27 protein-coding genes are annotated in these 20,359 nt (G+C 69.2%); 16 read left to right on the plus strand and 11 right to left on the minus strand.

Annotation, left to right across the window (positions count from 1 at the left end; genetic code table 11):
- Positions 1 to 82 precede the first annotated feature (82 nt).
- Positions 83 to 1,015 carry an AraC family transcriptional regulator gene (locus ABTX24_RS04765; protein WP_160026153.1) on the plus strand — a complete coding sequence of 311 codons (933 nt, stop codon included), beginning with the start codon at positions 83 to 85 and terminating at the stop codon, positions 1,013 to 1,015.
- A gap of 11 nt (positions 1,016 to 1,026) precedes the next feature.
- Here the strand turns inward: ABTX24_RS04765 and ABTX24_RS04770 are convergent, their stop codons facing one another.
- Both ABTX24_RS04770 and ABTX24_RS04775 read right to left on the minus strand, forming a co-directional pair.
- Positions 1,027 to 1,500 (minus strand): GNAT family N-acetyltransferase, encoded by a 474-nt coding sequence (locus tag ABTX24_RS04770; RefSeq protein WP_350837772.1) that lies wholly within the window; start codon positions 1,498 to 1,500, stop codon positions 1,027 to 1,029.
- A gap of 105 nt (positions 1,501 to 1,605) precedes the next feature.
- Positions 1,606 to 2,652, minus strand: a complete 1,047-nt coding sequence (locus tag ABTX24_RS04775; protein WP_350837774.1) for a ferritin-like domain-containing protein — start codon at positions 2,650 to 2,652, stop codon at positions 1,606 to 1,608.
- A 189-nt stretch (positions 2,653 to 2,841) separates the two neighbouring features.
- Here ABTX24_RS04775 and ABTX24_RS04780 point away from each other — a divergent pair, with 189 nt between their 5' ends.
- The 3 genes from ABTX24_RS04780 to ABTX24_RS04790 all read left to right on the plus strand — a co-directional run bounded on the left by ABTX24_RS04780 (position 2,842) and on the right by ABTX24_RS04790 (position 5,031).
- Entirely contained in the window at positions 2,842 to 3,600 is a 759-nt protein-coding gene (locus ABTX24_RS04780; RefSeq protein ID WP_350837776.1) for an SDR family oxidoreductase, read from the plus strand.
- Positions 3,601 to 3,698: 98 nt separating this feature from the next.
- Positions 3,699 to 4,604: an RNA polymerase sigma-70 factor gene (locus ABTX24_RS04785; protein ID WP_350837778.1), complete on the plus strand. Its 906-nt coding sequence runs from the start codon at positions 3,699 to 3,701 to the stop codon at positions 4,602 to 4,604.
- Positions 4,605 to 4,650: 46 nt separating this feature from the next.
- Positions 4,651 to 5,031, plus strand: a complete 381-nt coding sequence (locus tag ABTX24_RS04790; protein ID WP_350837780.1) for a sigma-70 family RNA polymerase sigma factor family protein — start codon at positions 4,651 to 4,653, stop codon at positions 5,029 to 5,031.
- A 44-nt stretch (positions 5,032 to 5,075) separates the two neighbouring features.
- Here the strand turns inward: ABTX24_RS04790 and ABTX24_RS04795 are convergent, their stop codons facing one another.
- Together ABTX24_RS04795 and ABTX24_RS04800 are read right to left on the minus strand one after the other, a co-directional pair.
- The gene (locus ABTX24_RS04795; protein WP_160026159.1) at positions 5,076 to 5,444 is read right to left on the minus strand and encodes a cupin domain-containing protein; all 369 of its coding nucleotides are present in this window, start codon (positions 5,442 to 5,444) and stop codon (positions 5,076 to 5,078) included.
- 90 nt (positions 5,445 to 5,534) lie between these two features.
- Complete coding sequence (locus ABTX24_RS04800; RefSeq protein ID WP_350837782.1) at positions 5,535 to 6,137, minus strand: TetR/AcrR family transcriptional regulator; 603 nt, start codon at positions 6,135 to 6,137, stop codon at positions 5,535 to 5,537.
- A 78-nt stretch (positions 6,138 to 6,215) separates the two neighbouring features.
- On the opposite strand from ABTX24_RS04800, the gene ABTX24_RS04805 reads away from it, so the two are divergent.
- Positions 6,216 to 6,704 carry a DnaJ family domain-containing protein gene (locus tag ABTX24_RS04805; protein ID WP_350837784.1) on the plus strand — a complete coding sequence of 163 codons (489 nt, stop codon included), beginning with the start codon at positions 6,216 to 6,218 and terminating at the stop codon, positions 6,702 to 6,704.
- Positions 6,705 to 6,743: 39 nt separating this feature from the next.
- On the plus strand, positions 6,744 to 7,091 hold the full coding sequence (locus ABTX24_RS04810; protein ID WP_350837786.1) for a hypothetical protein: 348 nt from the start codon (positions 6,744 to 6,746) through the stop codon (positions 7,089 to 7,091).
- Here the strand turns inward: ABTX24_RS04810 and ABTX24_RS04815 are convergent.
- Entirely contained in the window at positions 7,088 to 7,528 is a 441-nt protein-coding gene (locus ABTX24_RS04815; RefSeq protein ID WP_160026163.1) for an iron chaperone, read from the minus strand. The two genes, ABTX24_RS04810 and ABTX24_RS04815, sit on opposite strands and share 4 nt — an antisense overlap.
- A gap of 75 nt (positions 7,529 to 7,603) precedes the next feature.
- Positions 7,604 to 8,245 (minus strand): class I SAM-dependent methyltransferase, encoded by a 642-nt coding sequence (locus ABTX24_RS04820; protein ID WP_350837788.1) that lies wholly within the window; start codon positions 8,243 to 8,245, stop codon positions 7,604 to 7,606.
- Positions 8,246 to 8,341: 96 nt separating this feature from the next.
- On the opposite strand from ABTX24_RS04820, the gene ABTX24_RS04825 reads away from it, so the two are divergent.
- On the plus strand, positions 8,342 to 9,319 hold the full coding sequence (locus ABTX24_RS04825) for a cyclase family protein (protein WP_350837790.1): 978 nt from the start codon (positions 8,342 to 8,344) through the stop codon (positions 9,317 to 9,319).
- 66 nt (positions 9,320 to 9,385) lie between these two features.
- A complete protein-coding gene (locus ABTX24_RS04830) occupies positions 9,386 to 10,093 on the plus strand; it encodes a CPBP family intramembrane glutamic endopeptidase (protein ID WP_350837792.1) in 708 nt (235 codons plus the stop codon).
- Positions 10,094 to 10,097: 4 nt separating this feature from the next.
- Here ABTX24_RS04830 and ABTX24_RS04835 read toward each other — a convergent pair whose 3' ends face one another.
- Together ABTX24_RS04835 and ABTX24_RS04840 are read right to left on the minus strand one after the other, a co-directional pair.
- Complete coding sequence (locus ABTX24_RS04835) at positions 10,098 to 11,009, minus strand: NAD(P)H-binding protein (protein WP_350837794.1); 912 nt, start codon at positions 11,007 to 11,009, stop codon at positions 10,098 to 10,100.
- A 10-nt stretch (positions 11,010 to 11,019) separates the two neighbouring features.
- A complete protein-coding gene (locus tag ABTX24_RS04840) occupies positions 11,020 to 11,403 on the minus strand; it encodes a pyridoxamine 5'-phosphate oxidase (protein WP_160026168.1) in 384 nt (127 codons plus the stop codon).
- A 107-nt stretch (positions 11,404 to 11,510) separates the two neighbouring features.
- Here ABTX24_RS04840 and ABTX24_RS04845 point away from each other — a divergent pair, with 107 nt between their 5' ends.
- Genes ABTX24_RS04845 through ABTX24_RS04855 form a run of 3 tightly spaced genes read left to right on the plus strand, consistent with a single transcriptional unit; the run spans position 11,511 to position 13,601 of the window.
- Positions 11,511 to 12,182, plus strand: coding sequence for an enoyl-CoA hydratase-related protein (locus ABTX24_RS04845; protein ID WP_350837796.1), 672 nt, complete (start codon positions 11,511 to 11,513; stop codon positions 12,180 to 12,182).
- A 7-nt stretch (positions 12,183 to 12,189) separates the two neighbouring features.
- Positions 12,190 to 12,798 carry a TetR/AcrR family transcriptional regulator gene (locus ABTX24_RS04850; RefSeq protein WP_350837798.1) on the plus strand — a complete coding sequence of 203 codons (609 nt, stop codon included), beginning with the start codon at positions 12,190 to 12,192 and terminating at the stop codon, positions 12,796 to 12,798.
- A 14-nt stretch (positions 12,799 to 12,812) separates the two neighbouring features.
- Positions 12,813 to 13,601 carry a pentapeptide repeat-containing protein gene (locus ABTX24_RS04855; protein ID WP_350837800.1) on the plus strand — a complete coding sequence of 263 codons (789 nt, stop codon included), beginning with the start codon at positions 12,813 to 12,815 and terminating at the stop codon, positions 13,599 to 13,601.
- Positions 13,602 to 13,671: 70 nt separating this feature from the next.
- Here ABTX24_RS04855 and ABTX24_RS04860 read toward each other — a convergent pair whose 3' ends face one another.
- The gene (locus tag ABTX24_RS04860; protein ID WP_350837802.1) at positions 13,672 to 14,718 is read right to left on the minus strand and encodes an NAD(P)-dependent alcohol dehydrogenase; all 1,047 of its coding nucleotides are present in this window, start codon (positions 14,716 to 14,718) and stop codon (positions 13,672 to 13,674) included.
- Positions 14,719 to 14,750: 32 nt separating this feature from the next.
- The gene (locus tag ABTX24_RS04865) at positions 14,751 to 15,209 is read right to left on the minus strand and encodes a MerR family transcriptional regulator (RefSeq protein WP_350837804.1); all 459 of its coding nucleotides are present in this window, start codon (positions 15,207 to 15,209) and stop codon (positions 14,751 to 14,753) included.
- A 104-nt stretch (positions 15,210 to 15,313) separates the two neighbouring features.
- Here ABTX24_RS04865 and ABTX24_RS04870 point away from each other — a divergent pair, with 104 nt between their 5' ends.
- From ABTX24_RS04870 to ABTX24_RS04885, 4 genes are all read left to right on the plus strand, one after another.
- Positions 15,314 to 15,703, plus strand: a complete 390-nt coding sequence (locus tag ABTX24_RS04870) for a DUF1801 domain-containing protein (RefSeq protein ID WP_350837806.1) — start codon at positions 15,314 to 15,316, stop codon at positions 15,701 to 15,703.
- Between the two features lie 113 nt (positions 15,704 to 15,816).
- Positions 15,817 to 16,614: an ABC transporter ATP-binding protein gene (locus ABTX24_RS04875; RefSeq protein ID WP_160026175.1), complete on the plus strand. Its 798-nt coding sequence runs from the start codon at positions 15,817 to 15,819 to the stop codon at positions 16,612 to 16,614.
- Positions 16,611 to 17,375, plus strand: a complete 765-nt coding sequence (locus tag ABTX24_RS04880) for an ABC transporter permease (RefSeq protein WP_350717659.1) — start codon at positions 16,611 to 16,613, stop codon at positions 17,373 to 17,375. The genes ABTX24_RS04875 and ABTX24_RS04880 overlap by 4 nt, the downstream gene beginning before the upstream one ends.
- Positions 17,376 to 17,447: 72 nt before the next feature.
- Complete coding sequence (locus tag ABTX24_RS04885) at positions 17,448 to 18,221, plus strand: MerR family transcriptional regulator (RefSeq protein ID WP_350837809.1); 774 nt, start codon at positions 17,448 to 17,450, stop codon at positions 18,219 to 18,221.
- On the opposite strand, the gene ABTX24_RS04890 is transcribed toward ABTX24_RS04885, so the two are convergent.
- On the minus strand, positions 18,211 to 19,230 hold the full coding sequence (locus ABTX24_RS04890) for an AraC family transcriptional regulator (protein WP_350837811.1): 1,020 nt from the start codon (positions 19,228 to 19,230) through the stop codon (positions 18,211 to 18,213). The two genes, ABTX24_RS04885 and ABTX24_RS04890, sit on opposite strands and share 11 nt — an antisense overlap.
- A gap of 113 nt (positions 19,231 to 19,343) precedes the next feature.
- On the opposite strand from ABTX24_RS04890, the gene ABTX24_RS04895 reads away from it, so the two are divergent.
- Entirely contained in the window at positions 19,344 to 20,318 is a 975-nt protein-coding gene (locus ABTX24_RS04895; protein WP_350837813.1) for a quinone oxidoreductase family protein, read from the plus strand.
- Positions 20,319 to 20,359 lie beyond the last annotated feature (41 nt).

Here is a 20,359-nt window from a genome sequence, read left to right on the forward strand (position 1 = left end):
GACATGGCAGATGATTGCCTGATCCTGCTAGAAGAAGCAGAACCAGGCGACGACGGCCAGGTGGGCGACGTACCTTCGTCACGTGACCGACACCCCGCTCGAGGAGCTGCGCCGACGGATCGAGAAGCACGCGCGTCCTGACCAGACGACCCCGATCGAGGGGATGCTGCTCGCCCGCGCCGATGCGGTGGAGGCGCCGTCGACCAACGGTTCTGGCACGGTCTTCGCGCTGATCACCCAGGGGCGCAAGCGGATCTCGGTGGGTGATCGCGTTCTCGAGTACGGTCCCGGGCAGTACCTCGTCGCCTCCGTCGACGTCCCGATCACCGGTCACTACAGCGAGGCCTCTCCGGACCGGCCCGCGCTCGGATTCGGGCTGGTGCTGCGTCCCGCCACCATCGCGTCACTGCTGCTGGAGTCGCCGCCGGGCGCTGTGGCCGTGCGGAACAGTGCTGCCCCTCCTGCGGTCGGTGTCACCGACGCCGAGCCCGAGCTGGTCGATGCCGTCGTGCGGATGGTGCGCCTCATCGACCGGCCGCAGGACCGGGCGGTGCTGGCGCCCATGGTCGAGCGGGAGATCCTCTGGCGACTGCTCACCGGCCCGCTCGGAGGGAACCTGGCGCAGATCGGGATCGCCGACAGCTGCACCACCCAGATCAGCCGAGCGGTGCGGTGGATCACCGAGAACTTCGCCGAATCGTTCCGCGTCGACGACCTCGCCAGCAGTTGCGGGCTCAGCGTCTCCGCATTCCATCGCAAGTTCCAGGGCATCACGGCGCTCAGCCCGATCCAGTTCCAGAAGCAGATCCGGCTCCACCAGGCGCGGCTGCTCCTGGTCTCGGGAGCTGACGATGTCGCGACGGTCGCGCACCGAGTCGGCTACGACAGCGCCACCCAGTTCAACCGCGAGTACCGCCGTCGCTACGGCGAGGCCCCCGGCCGCGACACCAGCCGGTTGAGGAGTGGGACAGCGATCGACGACACCGACGATCTCCTCGCGGGTCGCCCTTGTTAGGTCGGTCCACCTCACCTGGAAGGCTTCGCGATCGTCAGATCGAGAGACCACGTCACGACACGGTCGCCCCCGTCGTAGTCCCACGGGTCGGAGACGGCGGAGAAGCCCGCCCGCTCATAGAGTGCGATGGCGCGTGCGTTCGTCTCCCGGACATCCAGCTCGATGCGCTGAAACGCGGCATTCCGTGCATGCTCGACCGCGTCGGCGACCAGGGCCGCGCCGATGCCGCGCGAGGTGGCCGACGGGTCGACGCAGACCCGGGACAGGAGCGCGACGCCGTTCTCCCTGGTGACCGTGAGCGCGAATCCGTCGGGCGCCGACCCGGCGACGGCGAAGCGTATGGTCGGCTCCGTGAACGCCGCTCGCGCTCGCCGGGCAACCTCGGCGGCGACGTCCGACCCGTCTCGCGCGACGATCACTCGTGTCCACAGGTCGACGCAGCGACTCGTGTCGCTGATGGATCCGGGGTGGATCGAGAGACTCATCGCTCCAGTGTCGCGTGCGGGTGGCAACGAGGCGCGAGGGTGTGGCCCGGGGAGGGCCGCCGCGGCGCACCGCCGCCCGCGCTCCGGCGACCCCCACGGGGTGCTTCAGCTCCGTTGCTCGAGCGGCACGTACTCGAAGGTCGGACCTGCGGTCGTCGTCCCGTCACCGGTCGGCATCTTCATCAGCGCCATCGCCTGCTTGCGCAGGCCGAACATGGCTCCGACAGCGTCCTGCATCTGGCTGGGATCGCCGTTGAAGGCCTGCTCGAGCAGGTACAGAACCAGGCTGTAGGTCTGGTTGAACTCCTCTTGGGCGACGCGGATGGGGCTGCCCTCCGGATAGTCCGCGGTACGCGGGTTGGGCCGCATCGGCAGCACACCGTCGAAGTCGATCGCGATCTCCTTGCCGGTCGGGCCGGACTGCGGTGTGTCCCCGGTCTGGTAGCGGCGGCCCAGGCGGAGCTCCTGGAACCTGTAGTAGTGCGCGACCTCGTCCCTGTCCGGGTGGAAGACGTCGCGATCGCCGTCCCACACGTTCGTACGCGCGGCGCCCTCGCCCTGCTCGACGATCTCCGCCAGCGCGGCCGAAGCGGACTTCAGGTCGACGACCGGCAGCACCTCGCCACCTCCACCCCTGAGGTGGAACTCGCCGATCTGCCGGGCCGGGTCGCCACTGAACACGTTCTCCTCGCCGAGCTGGTCGCACAGGGTGCGCAGGCCGGCCTCGATCGCGGCGTAGAACTGCCCGATCGTCTGATACTCGTCACCCTGCGGCGGTGCGTCGACGGACGCCGGCTGTTCGATGCGCAGGAACAGCTCGAGCGCCTCGGGGCCGAACGGGACGAGATGGACGTGGACGGACCGGTCGCCGTGGGGCAGCGGATGGGGGTACGCCGGGAGCAGCTCCGGCGCGTCCAGCACGGGAGAGCCGCCGACGGCGTTGAGCAGGTTCGCGGCCAGCGCCAGATGGATCATCTCCTCGGCAAGGACCGTGCCCACGACCTGGGCGGCCTCGGGGTTGCGGGCCGGGTCCAGGGAGTAGAGCGCGCACAGGTAGGGAGGAATCGTCGCGTGCTCGAGCTCGATCGCCCACTGCAGGTGGCGGCGGAGATCGTCGATCGTGTCGATGGCGTGGGCGCCACGGGTGTCCATGAGGTACCTCGGTTCGTCAGTCGGTGTCTCCTTTCAGGACCGGATCGGCCCTCGGTTTGTGACGACGACCGGAAGAGGACGGCCGATCGCATCCGCCGTCGAACCTGCTGTCACAAACCGCAGGCCTGTCCGGTCCTCACTGATGAGCGGCGTTCCGGATCGGCCGGAACGCGAGATGGAAGGAACACCATGAAGATCGTCGTGATCGGCGGAACTGGCCTGATCGGCTCGAAGCTCGTCCGGAAGCTGGCCGAGCACGGCCACGAAGCGGTGCCCGCGTCACCCAACTCGGGCGTGAACACCCTCACCGGCGAAGGGCTGGCCGAGGTGCTGGAGGGCGCTGACGTCCTGGTGGACGTCTCGAACTCGCCCTCGTTCGCCGACGATGCCGTGCTGGACTTCTTCCGTACGTCCACCGGGAACCTCCTCGCCGCCGAGGAGAAGGCTGGGGTCGGACACCACGTGGCCTTGTCGGTGGTCGGCACCGAGCGTCTCGCCGAGAGCGGCTACTTCCGCGCGAAGATCGAGCAGGAGAGGCTGATCAAGGAGTCCGGACGGCCGTACTCGATCGTGCACGCCACGCAGTTCTTCGAGTTCGTGGGCAGCATCGCCCAAGCGGCGACCGAGGGAAACACGGTCCGTCTGTCCGACGCGCGGATCCAGCCCATCGCAGGCGAGGATGTGGCCGCCGCGGTCGGCCGAGTCTCCGTGGGTACGCCGCTGAACGGCACGCTCGAGGTGGCCGGGCCCGAGCAGTTCGGTCTCGACGAGCTGATCCGCACCGGGCTGAGCTACCGCGGTGACGCCCGCGAGGTCGTCACCGACCCGGAGGCGCGCTACTTCGGTGCCCTGCTGGACAAGGACATGCTCCTGCCTGGCCCCGACGCGCAGTTGGCGGCCACCCGGTTCGCCGACTGGCTGCCGCTGAACCCGCCGCCGGCGAAGTGACCACGACCGATCACGATCGTCGCGCGGCGGCACTCTGAGAGCCTCTAGAGTTTGGCTGGTGCCGGACGGCGACCGAGACGCGACGGTGGGGGCGTGGGATGACGGATTCCGAGGTGCGTGATCTCGGTGACGCTGAGGATCTCGAGGCGGCGACCGCTGTCTTCACCCGGGTGCGACCGCGCCTGTTCGGGATTGCGTATCGCATGCTCAGCAGCGTCACCGAGGCCGAGGATCTGGTGCAGGACGTGTGGCTGCGCTGGCAGGCGTACGACCGGTCCACGGTGGCCAACCCGGAGGCGTTCTTGGCGACCACCACCACCCGGCTGGCCATCAACGTCCTGCAGTCGGCGCGGAAACGGCGTGAGACCTACATCGGGCCGTGGCTGCCCGAACCGGTTGACACCGGGGCGGACCCGTACCTGGGCGCCGAGCGGGCCGAGGCTCTGCAGTTCGCGTCTCTGCTGCTGATGGAGAGGCTCACCCCGAACGAACGCGCCGCCTACGTCCTGCGAGAAGCCTTCGAATACTCCTACGCGCAGATCGCGGACATCCTGTCCTCGACCGAACCTGCCGTACGTCAGCTGGTCAGCCGGGCACGCAAGCACATCGCCGGCGAGCGGCGGGCACCGGTGGCCGCGGAAGAGCAGCGGGAGCTGCTGACCACGTTCCTCACCGCTGCCCGCGCCGGCGATCTGGCCGCGTTGGAGCGACTCTTCACGCCGGACGTGACCAGCCTGTCCGACGGCAACGGCCGGACGGGTGTCGCCCGTACGCCGCTCGTCGGCGCCGAACGGGTCGCGAAGTTCCTCAAGGCGATCTCCACCTGGTTCTGGGAGGGCGTCGGGGTGCGCTGGACGACCACGAACGGACAGACGTCCGCCGTACTCGTCCGCGACGGCTCCGCGTACGGCCTGGTCACCATCGACGCCACCGCCGACGGCATCGATCAGGTGTTCTGGCTGGTCAACCCCGAGAAGAACAAGGGCGTGTCCGCCGCAGGCTGAGTCGCCGACGGACACACCAGGCGACCTCGAAAGAACGGGGCACGATGTGCGTACATCCTGGGGTCCGCTCGATCGACACGACCTGGTCGTCCGCAGGTTCGCCGAAGCCTGTGGCAGGGGAGACGTCACCGCACTCACCGCCGTCCTGGGCGTCGAGGTCGTCGGCACCTGCGACGCCGGCGGACTCGTACCCGCCCCTGACTGGCCTCTGCACGGTCAGGCAGAGGTCGCCCGCCTGGTCACGACGCTGTGCGGGCAGACCGGTGTCGACCTGGCAGTCGAGTCCGTCAACGGCCGCGCCGGGCTGGTCCTGCGCCATGGCTCTCGCGCCGTCGCGGTCATCGGTGCAGAGACGGCCGGGTACGAGATCGCGACGCTGTGGATCGTGCTCAACCCGGCCAAGCTGGGCGACTGGCATCGCAGCTGACCGGGCCCGCACGGCGTGTGCCGTGCGGGCCCGGTCAGCTCAGTTCAGCTCCGCGACCAGCCCTTCGCCTGGAGCTCCTGCTCGGACACGAACTCGAGCATCGGCTTGCCCGGTTCGCAGAGCATCGTGACGGTGAACCGCACCGAGATGTCGTCGCGGTTGTTGCCGTCCTGGTAGTGGATGACGTCCCCGCCCGGCTCCCAGAAGGTCTCGCCGGCACGGACGACCCGCGGCGGCTCGCCCTCGAGCTCGAACACCATCTCGCCCTCCAGTACGTAGCCGAAGGCCGGCCCGGAGTGGCGGTGCGGCGGGGTGCCGGGGTCGCCCGGCGGGTACTCGATGACGATCGTCATCGCGTGCGCCCCCTCCGGGATGAAGGGCGGTTTGGCTTCCTGAAGCACGGTCAATGACATGGGAGTCCTCCTCGATGAACGGTGCACTCGGTAGACCGGACAGCGGTGAGATCTGTGACTCCCGGGTTCGCGGTACGTCCGGGCCGACGGTCACGATGGGGGCGAGAAGAGCCGGTCCAGGTGCTGGTCGATGGCCGCGAGCGCGGCCTGGGGTTCGATCACGCCCAGCTCCAGCAGCGGCGTGAATCCGGTCAGCGAGAGGATGAGGTCCGTCTCGATCGCGAGGTTGCGGTCGGCGGAGATGTGCCCATCGGCCATCGCCTCTCGGATGAGACGTTCGACCGTGTCGCGACCCTGGCGCAGGCCGACGCCGGCCACCTCGCGCAGCTCGGGGTCGTGCAGCGCCTCGAGGACGTACGCCGCGTTCATCCGGCTGGTGGCGCGAGCATCGGGGTGCAGCGGGAGCATCTCGGTGAGCACCACCCGGAGTACGTCGCGGGGATGTGGAGGCTGCGCGACCCCGGTCAGGGCGCGCGCGACCCGGTCCGAGGTCTGTTCGGCGGCGAACTCCATCGCGAAGGTCAGCATCGCGGCCCGGGACGAGAAGTAGTGCTGAAGCTGCCCGAGAGAGACATCTGCTTCGCGGGCGACCTCGCGCATGGTCGCTCGCGGCCAGCCCTGTTGCTCGACCACCCGCCACAGCGCGTGCGCGATCGCCTCTCGTCGCTCGCGGTGGTCGACCTGCTTCGGCATCCCTCGGTCCCTTCTCGTTTCAATACGCGTGACATAATACACATGACTTATATCCGCAGAGGGAGGTGACCAACGGTGATGCCCCACGACCCGTACGCCTTCGCGATCGACGACGCGGTCGCCGTCGCCCTCCTCGCCGACTTCCAGGTCCGGAAGGCGATCGCACGCGGCGACTTCGACGACCTGCCCGGCAGCGGTGAGCCGATCGACCTACCGGACCAGCACGATCCGGAGTGGTGGATCAGGAGCCTCATCGAGCGTGAGCACGTTGTGCTGCTGCCACCGTCGATCCAGCTCCGCAAGGACGATGCCGCGCTGGACGCGCGCCTGGATGAGCTGGCAGACGAGAAGGCCGTACGCCGCGAGATCGACGACTTCAACGCGCAGGTGATCCGCGCCCGCTATGAACCGCCGGCGGGCCCGCCGCTGATCACGATGCCACGCGACCCCGACACCACGGTCGCCGAATGGGCCGCCCGCCGCGCGGCGCGAGAGAGGAGACCTCGCGAACCGGCACGCACGGACGCTCGGCGACGCCGTCGGTTCCGGCTCTTCCGTCGCCGCTGAGCGCCTCGGCGAGCGCCGCGCGTTCGGTACGCTCGCTCAATGGCCGACCTCGATGCCGCCGAAGACCGGATCTGGGCGCTTCTCGCCCGTTACCGCAACGAGCTCGAGGACGCGACGATCTACGGGATGCCGTCGTTGCGCTGGCCGGGCTCGGGCGCCCATGACTACTTCGCGGCGGTCAAGCGGAGCTCGCAGAAGGTGAGTCTCTACGCGATCGCCGTCGACACCTGGCCGGAGGCGCTCGATGGCTCGTCGGAGGCGTTCCGCACGCGGCGTACAGGCAAGGCGACCTTCTCCTTTCCCACGTTGGACGAGGAGATGGCCGCCGAGCTCGATGGGTTCCTGGAACGGCTCTACCGGCGCTACCGCGAGCATCACGCCGGCTAGCGCACCGCTCGCTTCACCAGCTCGGTGAGCTTCTCCTCGACGGCCGGGGTCATCGACGTGACGGCGAAGACGGTCGGCCAGATGTCGCCGTCGTCGAGGTTCGCCCACTCCTGGAAGCCGACCTCGGCGTAGCGCATCTTGAACTTCCCGGCGCACTTGTAGAACGCCACGACCTTGCCGTCGGAGTTGGCGTAGGCGGGCATGCCGTACCAGGTCTTCGGGGCGAGGTCGGGCGCGTGCGTGGTGACGATCCGGTGGAGCGTCTCGCCGATCGCGCGGTCGTTGTCGTCCATCGCCTCGATCTTCTCGAGGCAGTCGGCGAGGTCGGCCTCGGCCTTCTTGCTGCCGGTCCCACGCTTGGCGGCCGTACGGCGCTCGGCCGCGGCCTCCTTCATGGCTGCCTTCTCTTCCTCGGTGAACGTGGTGCTCTTCGCCATCGGTCTTTCCTTCCTATCGGGTCCGTTGAGACGAGCCTAAGGAGGCAGAGGCTCCGTACGCTTCTTCGTTCCTGATCAGTCCGAGAGAGGCTTCTGGGCGAAGACGATCGCGCCCGGGACATCGTCATCGGGCCGCATGAGGAGCTCGGCCTCGATGCTGAACCCGGCCTCGCGCAGCCACTGCGAGATCTGCTCGGGCGTACGGCGATGGGTGTCGACGTTGATCGCGCGCCCGGTGTAGCCGGTGGTCGAGCGCCGAGTCTCGTCGCCGACATGGAACCCGACCAGCACCGAACCGCCGGGCCGCAGCACCCGCCGGAACTCCTCGAACACTCCGGGCACCGCCGCGTCGGGGATGTGGATGACCGACCAGAAGGCGAGTACGCCGCCGAGAGATCGGTCCGCCAATGGCAGATCGGTCATCGACCCGACCTCGAACCCGAGGTCGGGATGGTCCTGCCGGGCTATGGCGATCATCTCGGGGGAGAGGTCGATCCCGAACGCGTCGACGCCGAGGTCGCGCAGATGCCGAGTGACGTACCCCGGGCCACAGCCGACATCGGCCACTGGCCCGCCCTCGCGCACAGCCTCGGCGAACACCGCCAGGCCGGCGCGGAGGTACGGACGGTCGTCCAGCAGGCCGCGTACCTTCTCGGCATAGCCGGCGGCATCGGTGTCGTACGACTCGCGGGTCTCGTTCAGCCAGTTGTCGGGCACAGAAATGACCCTAGGGCAGGGCGAAGCGCGAGATACTGAGGCGAGCCGCGTGGGGGCACGGCATCCAGCCGGTCTGAGAGACGAACGGACACCACCATGACCACGCATGACCGCCCGAGCAGGGCCGAGCTCCACGACCGGCCCGGATCGCTGCGCGGCACCTCCTGGGAGCTCTTCGACGACCCGTGGCGCGGCACGCCGTCCTTCGCGGACGAGGAGGCCGTGGTGGCCGCGGCCGGTCTGGTCCAGCTGGGCGAGGCCTTCGGGCTGGACTACCCGATCAACGCGTTCACGCCCGGGATGTCCCGGACCAGGAAACCGGCTGAGCACGTCATCTATGGCAACCACCCGGCGCACCGTGACGACTACCTCGACGGCTACTACCTGCAGTCCTCGACCCAGATCGACGGGCTGCGTCACCGGCGGGCCGACGACGTCGGGTTCTACGCCGGCACCGCTGACGAGCTGGTCATCCCGGGGACCGAGGAGATCGGCATCCAGGTCTGGGCAGATCGCCCCATCGTCAGCCGGGGAGTCCTGGTGGACATCGCCGGCCTCCTCGCCCGGCGCGAGGAGACGCTCGATCACGAGGCCGGTCAGCCGATCCCGTACGACTACATCGACCAGGCCCTCACCGCGCAGGCGATCGAGCTGCGTGCCGGTGACATCGTCATGCTCCACACCGGGTGGTGCGAGTGGTTCCTCGAGCTCACCGCCGAGCAGAAGCTGGCTCAGCAGGCCCTCGGCCGCGCCACGGGCATCGAGCAGAGCGAGGAGGTGCTCGACTGGGCCTGGGACTCCGGTCTCGCCCTGCTCGCGGCGGACACGTTCGCCGTCGAGTGCCTGCCGCCCGTGCCGGGTTCGCCCTTCGTCCAGTCGGCGCCGAACGACCGCGGCATGATGCACCAGGAGTTCCTGGCCAAGCTCGGCATGCCGCTCGGGGAGCTGTGGCGGCTCGGCCCGTTGGCCCGCCGCATGGACGCGTTGCAGCGGTGGGAGGCCTTCCTCAGCGTCAAGCCGCTCAACGTCACCGGCGCGACCGGCTCACCCGCGAACGCCGTCGCGATCATCTGATCGGTGCTTCGATCGCCCGCTAGGTTGGACGGTGAACGCAGCCGTCACCGGAGCGAGGGGAGTGCCGTGCGCCGCTGGGTGCGCAGGTCCTTGTGGGACGTCGTCCCGCGCGATCACCGGCAGGGTGACGCCGCGCTACGTCGCCGCCAGCTGGTGACGGTCGGCTTCGTCCTGCTCGGCGCGGTCGTGCTCGGGGTCTCGCTGCGGATCGAGCCGGGCAGCGTCTGGTTCTACCCGGCGACCTTCGCTCTCGCCGGGGTGTGGGCCGTCGGTGCCTTCGCGTCAGGGCCGCTCCATCTCGGCCGGATCGATGCCTGGCGCCGGCGGGGGCAGGGAGAGCGCCGGTTCGTACGCCCCGTGCTGCCACCGATCCTGCTAGGCCTCGGTCTGGCCGGGGTCTTCGTGATCGGCGGCCTGGTCGTGCGCGAGATCCCGTGGCTGGACCGGCAGGTCCGCTCGGTGCTCGACTTCGCCGACCAGGGCTCGCTCCCGATCCTGGTCGTGGTGACGGCCGTCAACGGGGTGGCCGAGGAGCTGTTCTTCCGCGGCGCGGTCTACGCCGCCCTACCTCGCCATCCGGTCGCCTGGACGTCGGTGGCCTACGTGATCGCGACGCTCGCGACGGGCAACGTGATGCTGGCCTTCGCCGCGATCCTGCTCGGGGTCGTGGTCGGGCTCGAACGGCGCGCGTCCGGCGGCGTACTCGCGCCGATCCTCACCCACTGTGCGTGGTCGCTGTCGATGCTGCTGGCGTTGCCGCTGCTCTTCGGCTGAGGACTCAGACCCCCTTGCCCTCGGCCAGCCGCTCGGCCAGGGCGCGTCGCACGGCCTCGCGATAGGGCAACGGCTCGCCGGGTACGACCTCGAGGATGCGCCGGTCCCGCGCGACCACCTCGGTGCTCATCGAGTCGATCAGGTTGCGCCCGGTGGTCAGGTCGATGTCGGTGACCAGCGCCAGCCAGTACGACGACAGTCGAGGCGTCAGCACCGGCACCGGGACGATGGGGGTCGTTCGGCCGGTGGCCACCTCGGAAGCGACGGTCAGCATGTCGACGTAGGTCATCGCCTCGGGACCACCTATCTCGAAGATCTCGCCGACCGCGTCCTCGTTGTCGATGACACCCGCGAGGTAGCGGATCACGTCGTCGACGGCGATCGGCTGGGTCCGGGTGGCGGTCCACCTCGGCACGACCATGGCGGGGAGGTTCTTGACCAGCTGCCGGGTGAGCTCCCAGGAGACGCCGCCGTGCCCGACGACGATCGCGGCCCGCAGCACCGTGACCGGGACGCCGGCCTCGCCGAGCAGGGCTTCGACCTCGCGGCGCGAGCGCAGATGGGGAGAGAGGTCCCCGTCATCGTCGCCGAGGCCGCCGAGGTAGACGATCTGGCGCACCCCGGCCCGCTTTGCGGCGGCCCCGAAGGACCGTGCGGCCCGGGCGTCGCGCTCCTCGAAGTCGTCGTGGTCGAGCGAGTGCACCAGATAGACCGCCACATCGACACCGTCGAGCGCGGTCGTCAGGGTGGCGGGGTCGTTGACGTCGGCCCCCACCGGTACGCCGGGGCCGTCGTAGTCGTCCGGGCGCCGGGTCATCGCATGCACCGTGGTGCCGCGTCGGGTCAGCTCCGCGACCAGCCGCTGACCGATGAAGCCGGTCGCGCCGGTGACGAGCACGGTGGGCGAGGTCTCCATGGGGTCGAGCCTACGGACGCGACGGGTCGACCGGTCGGCAATCCTGTCCGCAGCCGTCCTCGGGCACGGGTCCAGAGGCGTGCGATGCCGGCCGGTGCAGCACGGCGCCGGTCGGCGTCACGAGGACGTCGGATCCCTCGACACGGCCGGTGCCGTCGACGATCAGCGCATGGTCGCGCGGCGTGAGCGGGGCGTACGTCAGGGTCAGGACCGGGTTCGCGGCCAGGTTGGCACGGGTGCCGCCGCCGGGATCCGAGATCCGCAGCGTCGAGCCCTCGACGACCGGGTCGACGACCACGACCTTGATCCGCTCGCCCGCGGTGGTCAGCAGGAAGCCGCTGCCGAACCGCTCGAGGGTCGAGGCGAGATCGGGCAGCGCGACCGGGATGCTCATGTCTCTCACCTTAGTCCCGAGGGGGATTTCAGAGCGCTGCTCTGTTACTGTCGGAGCAGCCCAACCCGGCGGGATGACGTACGGGTCTCGAACGAAGGAGCAGCATCGTGGTCACCATCTCCAGCGACGGACCGGTATGGACACTCGACCTCGGGGACGACGAGAACCGCTTCTCGCCCGACTGGCTCGAGGCGGTCGGCTCGGCGCTCGACCAGATCGAGTCGGCGACCGAGCCGGCGGTGCTGGTCACGATCGGCGGCGGCAAGTTCTACTCCAATGGGCTCGACCTGGAGTGGCTGGGGCAGAACTTCGACCAGCACGATGCGTACGTCGCCCGGGTCCAGGACCTCTTCGCGCGCATCCTCACGTTGCCGGTCCCGACGGTCGCCGCGGTCAACGGACACGCGTTCGGCGCGGGTGCCATGCTGGCGATGGCCCATGACTACCGCGTGATGCGTGAGGACCGCGGCTACTTCTGCTTCCCCGAGGTCGACATCCACATCCCCTTCACCGTGGGGATGAATGCCCTCGTCACGAGCAAGCTGACACCGCGCACGGCGCTCGACGCGATGGCGACCGGGCGCCGCTACGGCGGAGCTGACGCTGCGGCGGTTGGCATAGTCGACGCCACCGCCTCGTCGGAGAAGCTGTTCGAGGCGGCCGCCGGCTTCGTACGCGATCTGGCGGGCAAGGACCGCGCCACCCTCGGCACGATCAAGGCCCGGATGTTCGCAGATGTCGTCACGGCGCTCGGCGCCGGCAACGGCGACCCTGTCTGATCCCGGCATGGGGCGTCCACGGCAGTACGACCTCGCCGACCTTCTCGCGCATGCCCGGGATCTCTGGATCGAGCGAGGCGTCGACGGCCTGACGATCCGAGCGCTGAGCGCGGCGTCGGGTGCGTCCAACGGAGCGGTCTACCACGCGTTCGGGTCGCGCGACGGCCTCCTGGCCCGGGTCTGGGCCGAGGAAGCCGGCCGCTTCCTCACGTTCCAGCGCGACCGTGTGGCGGAGGCGATGCGGGAGGGCGATGCGACCGAGGCGCTTGTCGCGGCCGCACTCGCCCCCGCGGCGTACGCGACGGACAACGAGGACGGCGCCCGGCTCCTGCTGGCCGCGACCGCGGACGATCTGCTGACCTCGGAGCTCGACGAGGAGGGACGTACGCAGCTGCTCGGCCTCCAGAAGGAGCTCGGTGCGCTCCTCGTCGAGCTCGCCTCCGCGCTGTGGGAGCGGCACGACCGTGCCGCCGTCACGAGTGTGCGCCACTGCGTGGTCACCCTGCCCGGGGCACTGCTGCTGAACGCCGACCGCATCACCGACCCGCTTGCTCGGCACGCCCTCGAGCACGCGGTCCGTGGCATCGCGGCCGTGTCACCGCCGGACCGGCGCTGAGGGAGGATGGGGAGGTGACCCGCCCCGACTCCGCGTACCGCTCGGACTGCTCACGATGCGTTGGCCTGTGCTGCGTCGCACTGTCCTTCACCCGCTCGGCGGACTTCCCCGAGGACAAGGCGGCCGGCGATCCGTGCCGTCACCTCGGCCCCGACTTCGGGTGCGGGATCCACGACCGGCTGCGCGACCGCGGGTACACCGGGTGCACGGTCTTCGAGTGCTCCGGCGCTGGTCAGCAGGTCACCCAGGTGACCTTCGGCGGCGCGGACTGGCGTACGGAGCCAGACCTGCGGCAGAGCATGTTCGACGTCTTCGACGTGATGCGGCAGCTGCACGAGATGCTGGCCCTGCTCGAGGAGGCGGCATGGCGCGGCACCGCGACCGACCTCTCCGACGCGACCGAGCTGGTGTCCGCGGCGGCGGGCGGCGCCGCCGAGCAGGTCCTCGCCACCGACATCCCTGCGCTCCGCACGGTCGTCGGGACTGCGCTCCGGCAGGTGAGTGCGGAGGTACGCCGCCCCGCCGGCCCTGCGCTGAGCGGTGCCGATCTCGTCGGCCGGGACCTGCGCCGGCGAGACCTGCGGCGCGCTGACCTGCGGAGCGCTCTCCTCATCTCCGCCGACCTGAGCCGCGTGGACCTGGCCGATGCCGACCTGCTCGGCGCCGACCTCCGCGATGCCGCGGTCGCCGGTGCGGACCTGACCCGCGCGCTCTTCCTCGGCCAGGCGCAGGTCAACGCCATGCGTGGAGACGCGAGCACGCGCCTGCCGGACGGCCTCGCCCGCCCGGCGCACTGGAGATAGACGACACCCTGGAAAACGGGCGAGAGCGGCAGCCTGGATCCGGCTGCCGCTCTCGCGTGGTCGTGACGGATCAGGCCAGCGTGGCCGTGTCGATCACGAAGCGGTAGCGCACGTCGGAGGCCAGGACCCGGGCGTACGCCTCGTTGATCTGGTCTGCCGAGATCACCTCGATCTCGGAGCCGATGTTGTGCTCGGCGCAGAAGTCGAGCATCTCCTGGGTCAGCGCGATGCCGCCGATCATCGAGCCGGCGAAGTTGCGCCGGTTGGTGATCAGCGAGAACACGTTGACGCTCAGCGGCTCCGCGGGGGCGCCGACGTTGACCATCGTGCCGTCCACGGCGAGGAGGCCGAGGTAGGCGTCGAGGTCGATCTTCGCGCTGACCGTGTTCACGATCAGGTCGAACGAGCTGGCCAGCTGCTCGAAGGTCGCCGGGTCGGAGGTGGCGTAGTAGTGGTCCGCGCCGAGCCGCAGCCCGTCCTCCTGCTTCTTCAGCGACTGCGAGAGCACGGTGACCTCGGCGCCCATCGCGTGGGCGATCTGGACGCCCATGTGGCCCAGCCCGCCGAGACCGACGATCGCGACCTTCTTGCCGGGGCCGGCGCCCCACTTCTTCAGGGGCGCGTACGTGGTGATGCCGGCGCACAGCAGCGGCGTCGCGGCCGCCGCGTCCATGCCCTCGGGCACCTTGAGCGCGAAGTGGGCGTCGACGACGACGTGGGTCGAGTAGCCGCCCTGGGTGAACGAACCGTCGCGGTCCTTCGCGGCGTACGTCCCGACGCCGCCGCCCGGGGTCGAGCAGTGCTGCTCGTCGCCGTTGCGGCAGTTGTCGCACTCGCGGCACGAGTTCACGAAGCAGCCGACGCCGACGCGGTCGCCGACCTGGTGGTTGGTGACCGACGAGCCGACCTCGGTGACGCGACCGACGATCTCGTGGCCCGGGACGACCGGGAACGGCTGCGGGCCCCAGTCACCGTTGACGGTGTGGATGTCGGAGTGGCAGATGCCGGCGAACTCGATCGCGATGAGGACGTCGTTGGCGCCCACCTCACGGCGCTCGATGGTGGTCGGGGCCAGCGGCTCGCCGGCGGAAGGTGCTGCGTACGCGTTGACGCGCATGGAGGTTCTCCTGAGTCTGAGATGGGTGTGGATCAGTGGTTCTCGCGGCCGCGGATCTGATCGGCCAGCGTGTGTGCCTGCGCGCCGATCTCCTCGGCGCGTGCCTCGTCGCCGGCTGCGACGGCTCGCCAGTAGTCGGTCTTGAGACCGACGTACGTCCGACGCAGCTCGAGGTTCTCGGCCTCGCGGGCGAGGTGAGCGGCGTGCTCGGTGAGCATGTCGATCTGCTCGGCGGCACCGTCGCGACCGAGGCGGCTGTTGGTGACGTACGTCCTCATGTCGTCGATCGAGAGGCCGATCGCGGCCAGGCAGGCGACGCCGGTCAGCTGGTCCAGGTCGGTCTCGTCATAGACCCGGTGGCCGCTGCTGGCGCCGCGGCTGACCGGCGAGATCAGCCCGATCGTCTCGTAGTAGCGCAAGGTGCTGGCCGGCAGTCCGGTCAGCGTCGCCACCTCTCGGATCGTGTACGTCCGAGTCGTTGATGCAGTCACGCCAACGACGCTAAGAACTTCAAGTACTTGAAGTCAAAGGGATGATTTATCGACATGTGTATTTGGCTTGCCGGGCGCCCGAGAGCCGGGCGTACATTGCGATCATGGCCATCCGCACCCATGCCGGCGTCGACAGCTACCTCGACGGTCTGCCGGAGTGGCAGCGCGACATCTGCCGCGAGCTGCGCGAGATCATCCACGACGCCGACCCCGAGATCGAGGAGACGATCAAGCGGACGGTCCAGCCCTACTTCGTGCTGCAGGGCAACGTGTGCGCGCTTCTCGCCACCAAGGACCACGTCAACCTGTTCCTCTACGACCCGACCGTCCCCGATCCGGCGGGGATCATCAACCAGGGCCACGGCAACGCCACCGGGCGAGCCATCCAGATCTACCGGGACGACCCGATCGACCGTCCGGCGCTGACCGAGCTGCTGCGCGCCATCGTCGCCAACAACCGGGCCGGCGGCTGGCGCCGCCTGCAGAAGGGCTGACCCCCCGCGACCAGCGCATTTCGCGTTCCTGTCGGGTCCGATCAGTCCCAGCGGAAAAAGATCGAAACTTCCGCTTGACCTTGACCCAGCGTCAACCCTCGACGCTATTCGACATGAACCCGACACCAGCAATCCAGATCGCCGGACTGACCAAGTCCTACGGCGACGTACACGTCCTCCAGGGCGTCGACATGAGCGTCGAGAAGGGGAGCATCTTCGCCCTCCTCGGCTCCAACGGCGCCGGCAAGACCACGACCGTGAAGATCCTGGCCACGCTGCTCAAGGCGGACGGCGGCCAGGCGACGGTCAACGGCTTCGACGTCGCGACTCAGGCGAACGACGTACGTGGCTCCATCAGCCTCACCGGCCAGTTCGCCGCCGTCGACGAGATCCTGACCGGTCGCGAGAACCTCATCCTGATCGCCAAGCTGCTCCGCCAGAAGAACCCGGGCGCGATCGCCGACGAGCTCCTCGCCCGGTTCTCGCTCACCGAGGCCGGCAACCGCAAGGTCGCGACGTACTCCGGTGGCATGCGCCGCCGGGTCGACATCGCGATGAGCCTGATCAGCAACCCGCCGGTGATCTTCCTCGACGAGCCGACCACCGGTCTCGACCCGGAGGCCCGGATCGAGGTGTGGCAGGCGGTCAAGGAGCTCGCCGACGGCGGCACGACGGTCCTGCTCACCACCCAGTACCTCGAAGAGGCCGAGCAGCTCGCCGACCGGATCGCGATCCTCCACGAGGGCCGCATCATCGCCAACGGAACCCTCGCCGAGCTCAAGGCGATGTTCCCGCCGGCCAAGCAGGAGTACGTCGAGAAGCAGCCGTCCCTCGAGGAGATCTTCCTCGCCATCACCAGCAAGTCCAACGGCACGTCCGCCAGCACGAACAACGTGAAGGAGTCACGATGACCACCCGATTCTTCGGCGACACCGCCGTCCTGCTCGGCCGCTCCCTGCGACACATCGGCCGCAGCCCCGACACCATCGTCACCACCGCGATCACACCGGTCGCGATGATGCTCATGTTCGTGTACGTCTTCGGCGGCGCGATCGACACCGGCTCGCACGAGAGCTACGTCAGCTATCAGCTACCCGGCATCCTGTTGATCACCATCGCCTCCGGCATCGCCTACACCGCCTACCGTCTGTTCCAGGACAAGAACGGCGGCATGTTCGACCGGTTCCAGTCGATGCCGATCGCCAGGTCCGCGGTGCTGTGGGGTCACGTGCTCACCTCCGTGGTCGCGAACATGATCTCGCTGGTCGTGGTGGTGCTGGTCGCCCTGCTGATGGGCTTCCGCACCGGCGCGAGCGTGCTCGACTGGCTCGCGGTCGTCGGCATCCTGGCCCTGTTCACCCTCGCGCTGACCTGGCTCGCGGTGATCCCGGGCCTGACCGCCGGCACGGTCGAGGGAGCCAGCGCGTTCTCGTACCCGCTGATCTTCCTGCCCTTCCTCAGCTCGGCGTTCGTGCCGACCGACACCATGCCCGGCCCGGTGCGAGCCTTTGCCGAGCACCAGCCGGTCACCTCGATCGTCGACTCCATCCGGGCGATCTTCTCCGGTCAGGAGCTGGGCAACGAGCTCTGGATCGCACTGGCCTGGTGCGTCGGCCTCCTGGTCGTCGCGTACGTCCTGGCCACCAGCGCCTACCGCCGCAAGTTCGCCTGACCGATCCGAACCATCCGAACTATCCGACAAATTCATAAGACAGCGACGGCTGGTCGAGGGCACCATTCGGGGATGCTCACGATCAGCCAGCTGGCGTCCTACGCCGGGGTCACCGTTCGGGCCGTGCGCCACTACCACGCCAAAGGATTGCTGGTGGAGCCCGAGCGCGACCACTCGGGCTACCGACGCTACGACGCCGCTGCTGTGGTCGACCTGATCAAGATCCGCATCCTCGCCGACGCCGGCGTCCCGCTCTCCCGTGTCAAGGAGCTGCTGGACGCCGGCGACGACGATTTCAAGACCGCGGTCGCCGAGATCGACAAGCGCCTTCGGCTCGAGATCCGCGAGCGCCAGGGCCACCGCGAGCGGATCGCCCGGCTCGTCCACGGCGACGGGCTGGCCCTCCCGCCCGAGGCGGTCGCCTACCTGGAACGGATGCGGGAGCTCGGCATCCCGGAGCGGATGATCGAGGGTGAACGCGACGCCTGGATCCTCGTCGCCGCCCAGCAGCCGCAGAGCATGGAGGCCTTCATCCGCAACAAGGTCGGCCAGCTCGACGACCCCTCCGTCGTGGAGACCTATCGCGAGATGGAGGCCATGCTCGACTGGGAGCCCGGCGACCCCCGTCTGGAGACCATCGCCGACCAGATCGTCGCTCAGATGGACGCGGTATCCGACGAGGACTGGGCCGCCTACGTCGACGGCGACCAGGCCATGCCCGACGAGCTCGCCGCCCTGCTCGACGCCATGTTCGTCGAGCAGGTCCCCGTCGCCCGCGACCTCATGCGCCTGGTCGAGAAGCGTGGCTACACCGGCTGGACCAAGCTCGAGCGCATCAAGGAATAGGCGACGTACGCCGCGACTGGTCCGAGCGCCAGCTGCTCGGGCTGCAGCCGTACCTGCCGCGGAACCACCGGGTGAAGTTGCTCGGGGCCGAGAAGGACAGGAGCTCGGAGATCTCGGTCAGCGTGTAGCGCCCGCCGGCGAGCATCCGCTCGGCGAGCGCTGAGCGGGTCTCGTCGAGCAGTAAGGAGAAGGTCAGGTCGTACGCCGCGAGCCGCCGATGCACCGTGCGGCGGTCGACTCCGAGACTGCGCGCTACCTGTTCGATCGAGCATCGTCCGGTCGGTAGCAAGACCTCGATCAGCTCGCGAACCCGGTCCGGCACCGTCCCCACGCGCGAGGGTTCGAGCGACTCCAGGAGTTGGTGGGCGTACTGGTGAAGGCCCGGATCGGCCATCCTGTTCGGGGTCGAGAGGTCCGCCGCGGAGAAGACCAGGCCGTGGAACTCGTGGTCGAAGGTGACCGCCGTGCCGAACATGCGCCGATGGGTCGCGATGTCAGCCGGCGGATGGTGGGCGAAGCAGACCGCGAGCGGGCGCCACCCAGAACCCAGGAATCCGCTCAGCAGACGGTGCAGCACAGCGACGGCCAGCTCGATCGCCTGGCGTGACTCCCCCGGCTCCCCGAGGTCCAGGTCGACCCGGATCGTCGCTGTCCCGCCGGACTCGGTGAGCCGGGTGCGCAGCGACTCGTTGTACATGTGCTCGTAGCGGCTCAGGATGCGCAGGGTGCTGCGTACGTCCGGCTCCTCCCGGACGACCAGGCTGACCGGTCCCAGGTTGGAGAATCGGCGCAGCTCTGCGAGCCGTAGCCCGAAGTCGGCGTGGTTCGACTCCCGCGCCGACAGCTCCAGGAGCGTGGCGACGGCGACCGCGGGAACCCACCGGTCCGGCATTCCGAGCCCGGCCGGGTCGAGGCCGCAGCGCCTGAGCAGGTCGCTCGGATCGAGCCCGAGCGACCTGCTGAGGTCGGCGTACCCGTTGAGGGCTGCATAGCGAGCGAGTGGCTTCACACGTCCTCCGGGTGTCCCTGAATGACAAGCAACATGTCCCGTCAGGATAAGCGACGACCGACTTCGATCCCTAGTGTTGCGTGCGTCACATTGCTGGTCGGAGGAGGTTTCACATGGAACATGCCGTACGGATCGAGAACACCGGAGGCCCCGAGGTCATGCGCTGGGTGCCCGTCGAGGTGGGCGACCCCGGGCCGGGCGAGGTCCGGATCCGCCATGCAGCGGTCGGGCTCAACTTCGCCGACACCTACTTCCGCACCGGGCTCTACCCGGCTCCGCTCCCGAACGGCCTCGGTGTCGAGGGCGCCGGGGTGATCGAGGCCGTGGGGCCGGGGGTCGCCGACTTCGAGCTGGGCGACCGGGTGACCTACACCGGCAGCCCGTTGGGTGCGTACAGCACCGAGCGGGTGATGCCGGCCGACTCCTTGATCAGGCTTCCCGACAACATCGACTTCGAGACCGCGGCGGCGATGACGATGCGCGGCCTGACGACCGCCTACCTGCTTCGTCGCATCCATCCGCTGGAGGCCGGGGACACCGTCCTGCTCCACGCCGCGGCCGGCGGGGTGGGTCTGCTCTTCTGCCAGTGGGCCGCGCTGCTCGGGATCCGGGTGATCGGGACCGTCTCGACGCACGAGAAGGCCGAGGTCGCTCGCGCCCACGGCTGCAGCGAGGTCATCGTCTACCGCGAGCAGGATGTGGCGGCCGAGGTACGCCGCCTCACCGACGGCGCGGGCGTGCCGGTGGTCTACGACAGCATCGGTGCGACCACCTTCGAGACATCCCTGGACTCGCTGGCCCGCCGGGGCCTACTGGTCTGCTTCGGCACGGCCTCCGGCCCGATCCCCCAGATCGACGCGATGAAGCTCGCCGTCAAGGGATCCCTGTTCGTCACCCGGCCGGCGCTGGCCGACTACATCGCCGACTCGGCCGAGCGCGCCGCGCTGGCCGGAGAGCTCTTCGACCACGTCGGATCCGGCCGGATCCGCGTCGAGATCAACCAGCGCTACGACCTGGCCGACTGCGTCGAGGCCCACCACGACCTCGAGGCCGGCCGCACCGTCGGCTCCTCGGTCTTCAAGGTCTGAGGCCCTGGCCGACATCCATCCACACCGCACACGACGTGGCC

Origin of the sequence: Nocardioides sp. NPDC127514 (assembly GCF_040302125.1) — a bacterium.
Lineage (GTDB): Bacteria > Actinomycetota > Actinomycetes > Propionibacteriales > Nocardioidaceae > Nocardioides.

What these genes read in the sequence shown, in the direction of transcription:
- ABTX24_RS04770 (WP_350837772.1), bottom strand. Translation starts at nt 1,500, where the DNA reads ATGAGTCTCTCGATCCACCCCGGATCCATCAGCGACACGAGTCGCTGC.
- ABTX24_RS04825 (WP_350837790.1), top strand. Translation starts at nt 8,342, where the DNA reads ATGACCACGCATGACCGCCCGAGCAGGGCCGAGCTCCACGACCGGCCC.
- ABTX24_RS04870 (WP_350837806.1), top strand. Translation starts at nt 15,314, where the DNA reads ATGGCCATCCGCACCCATGCCGGCGTCGACAGCTACCTCGACGGTCTG.
- ABTX24_RS04785 (WP_350837778.1), top strand. Translation starts at nt 3,699, where the DNA reads ATGACGGATTCCGAGGTGCGTGATCTCGGTGACGCTGAGGATCTCGAG.
- ABTX24_RS04875 (WP_160026175.1), top strand. Translation starts at nt 15,817, where the DNA reads ATGAACCCGACACCAGCAATCCAGATCGCCGGACTGACCAAGTCCTAC.
- ABTX24_RS04795 (WP_160026159.1), bottom strand. Translation starts at nt 5,444, where the DNA reads ATGTCATTGACCGTGCTTCAGGAAGCCAAACCGCCCTTCATCCCGGAG.
- ABTX24_RS04885 (WP_350837809.1), top strand. Translation starts at nt 17,448, where the DNA reads ATGCTCACGATCAGCCAGCTGGCGTCCTACGCCGGGGTCACCGTTCGG.
- ABTX24_RS04810 (WP_350837786.1), top strand. Translation starts at nt 6,744, where the DNA reads ATGGCCGACCTCGATGCCGCCGAAGACCGGATCTGGGCGCTTCTCGCC.
- ABTX24_RS04835 (WP_350837794.1), bottom strand. Translation starts at nt 11,009, where the DNA reads ATGGAGACCTCGCCCACCGTGCTCGTCACCGGCGCGACCGGCTTCATC.
- ABTX24_RS04860 (WP_350837802.1), bottom strand. Translation starts at nt 14,718, where the DNA reads ATGCGCGTCAACGCGTACGCAGCACCTTCCGCCGGCGAGCCGCTGGCC.
- ABTX24_RS04800 (WP_350837782.1), bottom strand. Translation starts at nt 6,137, where the DNA reads ATGCCGAAGCAGGTCGACCACCGCGAGCGACGAGAGGCGATCGCGCAC.
- ABTX24_RS04815 (WP_160026163.1), bottom strand. Translation starts at nt 7,528, where the DNA reads ATGGCGAAGAGCACCACGTTCACCGAGGAAGAGAAGGCAGCCATGAAG.
- ABTX24_RS04780 (WP_350837776.1), top strand. Translation starts at nt 2,842, where the DNA reads ATGAAGATCGTCGTGATCGGCGGAACTGGCCTGATCGGCTCGAAGCTC.
- ABTX24_RS04880 (WP_350717659.1), top strand. Translation starts at nt 16,611, where the DNA reads ATGACCACCCGATTCTTCGGCGACACCGCCGTCCTGCTCGGCCGCTCC.
- ABTX24_RS04805 (WP_350837784.1), top strand. Translation starts at nt 6,216, where the DNA reads ATGCCCCACGACCCGTACGCCTTCGCGATCGACGACGCGGTCGCCGTC.
- ABTX24_RS04850 (WP_350837798.1), top strand. Translation starts at nt 12,190, where the DNA reads ATGGGGCGTCCACGGCAGTACGACCTCGCCGACCTTCTCGCGCATGCC.
- ABTX24_RS04895 (WP_350837813.1), top strand. Translation starts at nt 19,344, where the DNA reads ATGGAACATGCCGTACGGATCGAGAACACCGGAGGCCCCGAGGTCATG.
- ABTX24_RS04775 (WP_350837774.1), bottom strand. Translation starts at nt 2,652, where the DNA reads ATGGACACCCGTGGCGCCCACGCCATCGACACGATCGACGATCTCCGC.
- ABTX24_RS04840 (WP_160026168.1), bottom strand. Translation starts at nt 11,403, where the DNA reads ATGAGCATCCCGGTCGCGCTGCCCGATCTCGCCTCGACCCTCGAGCGG.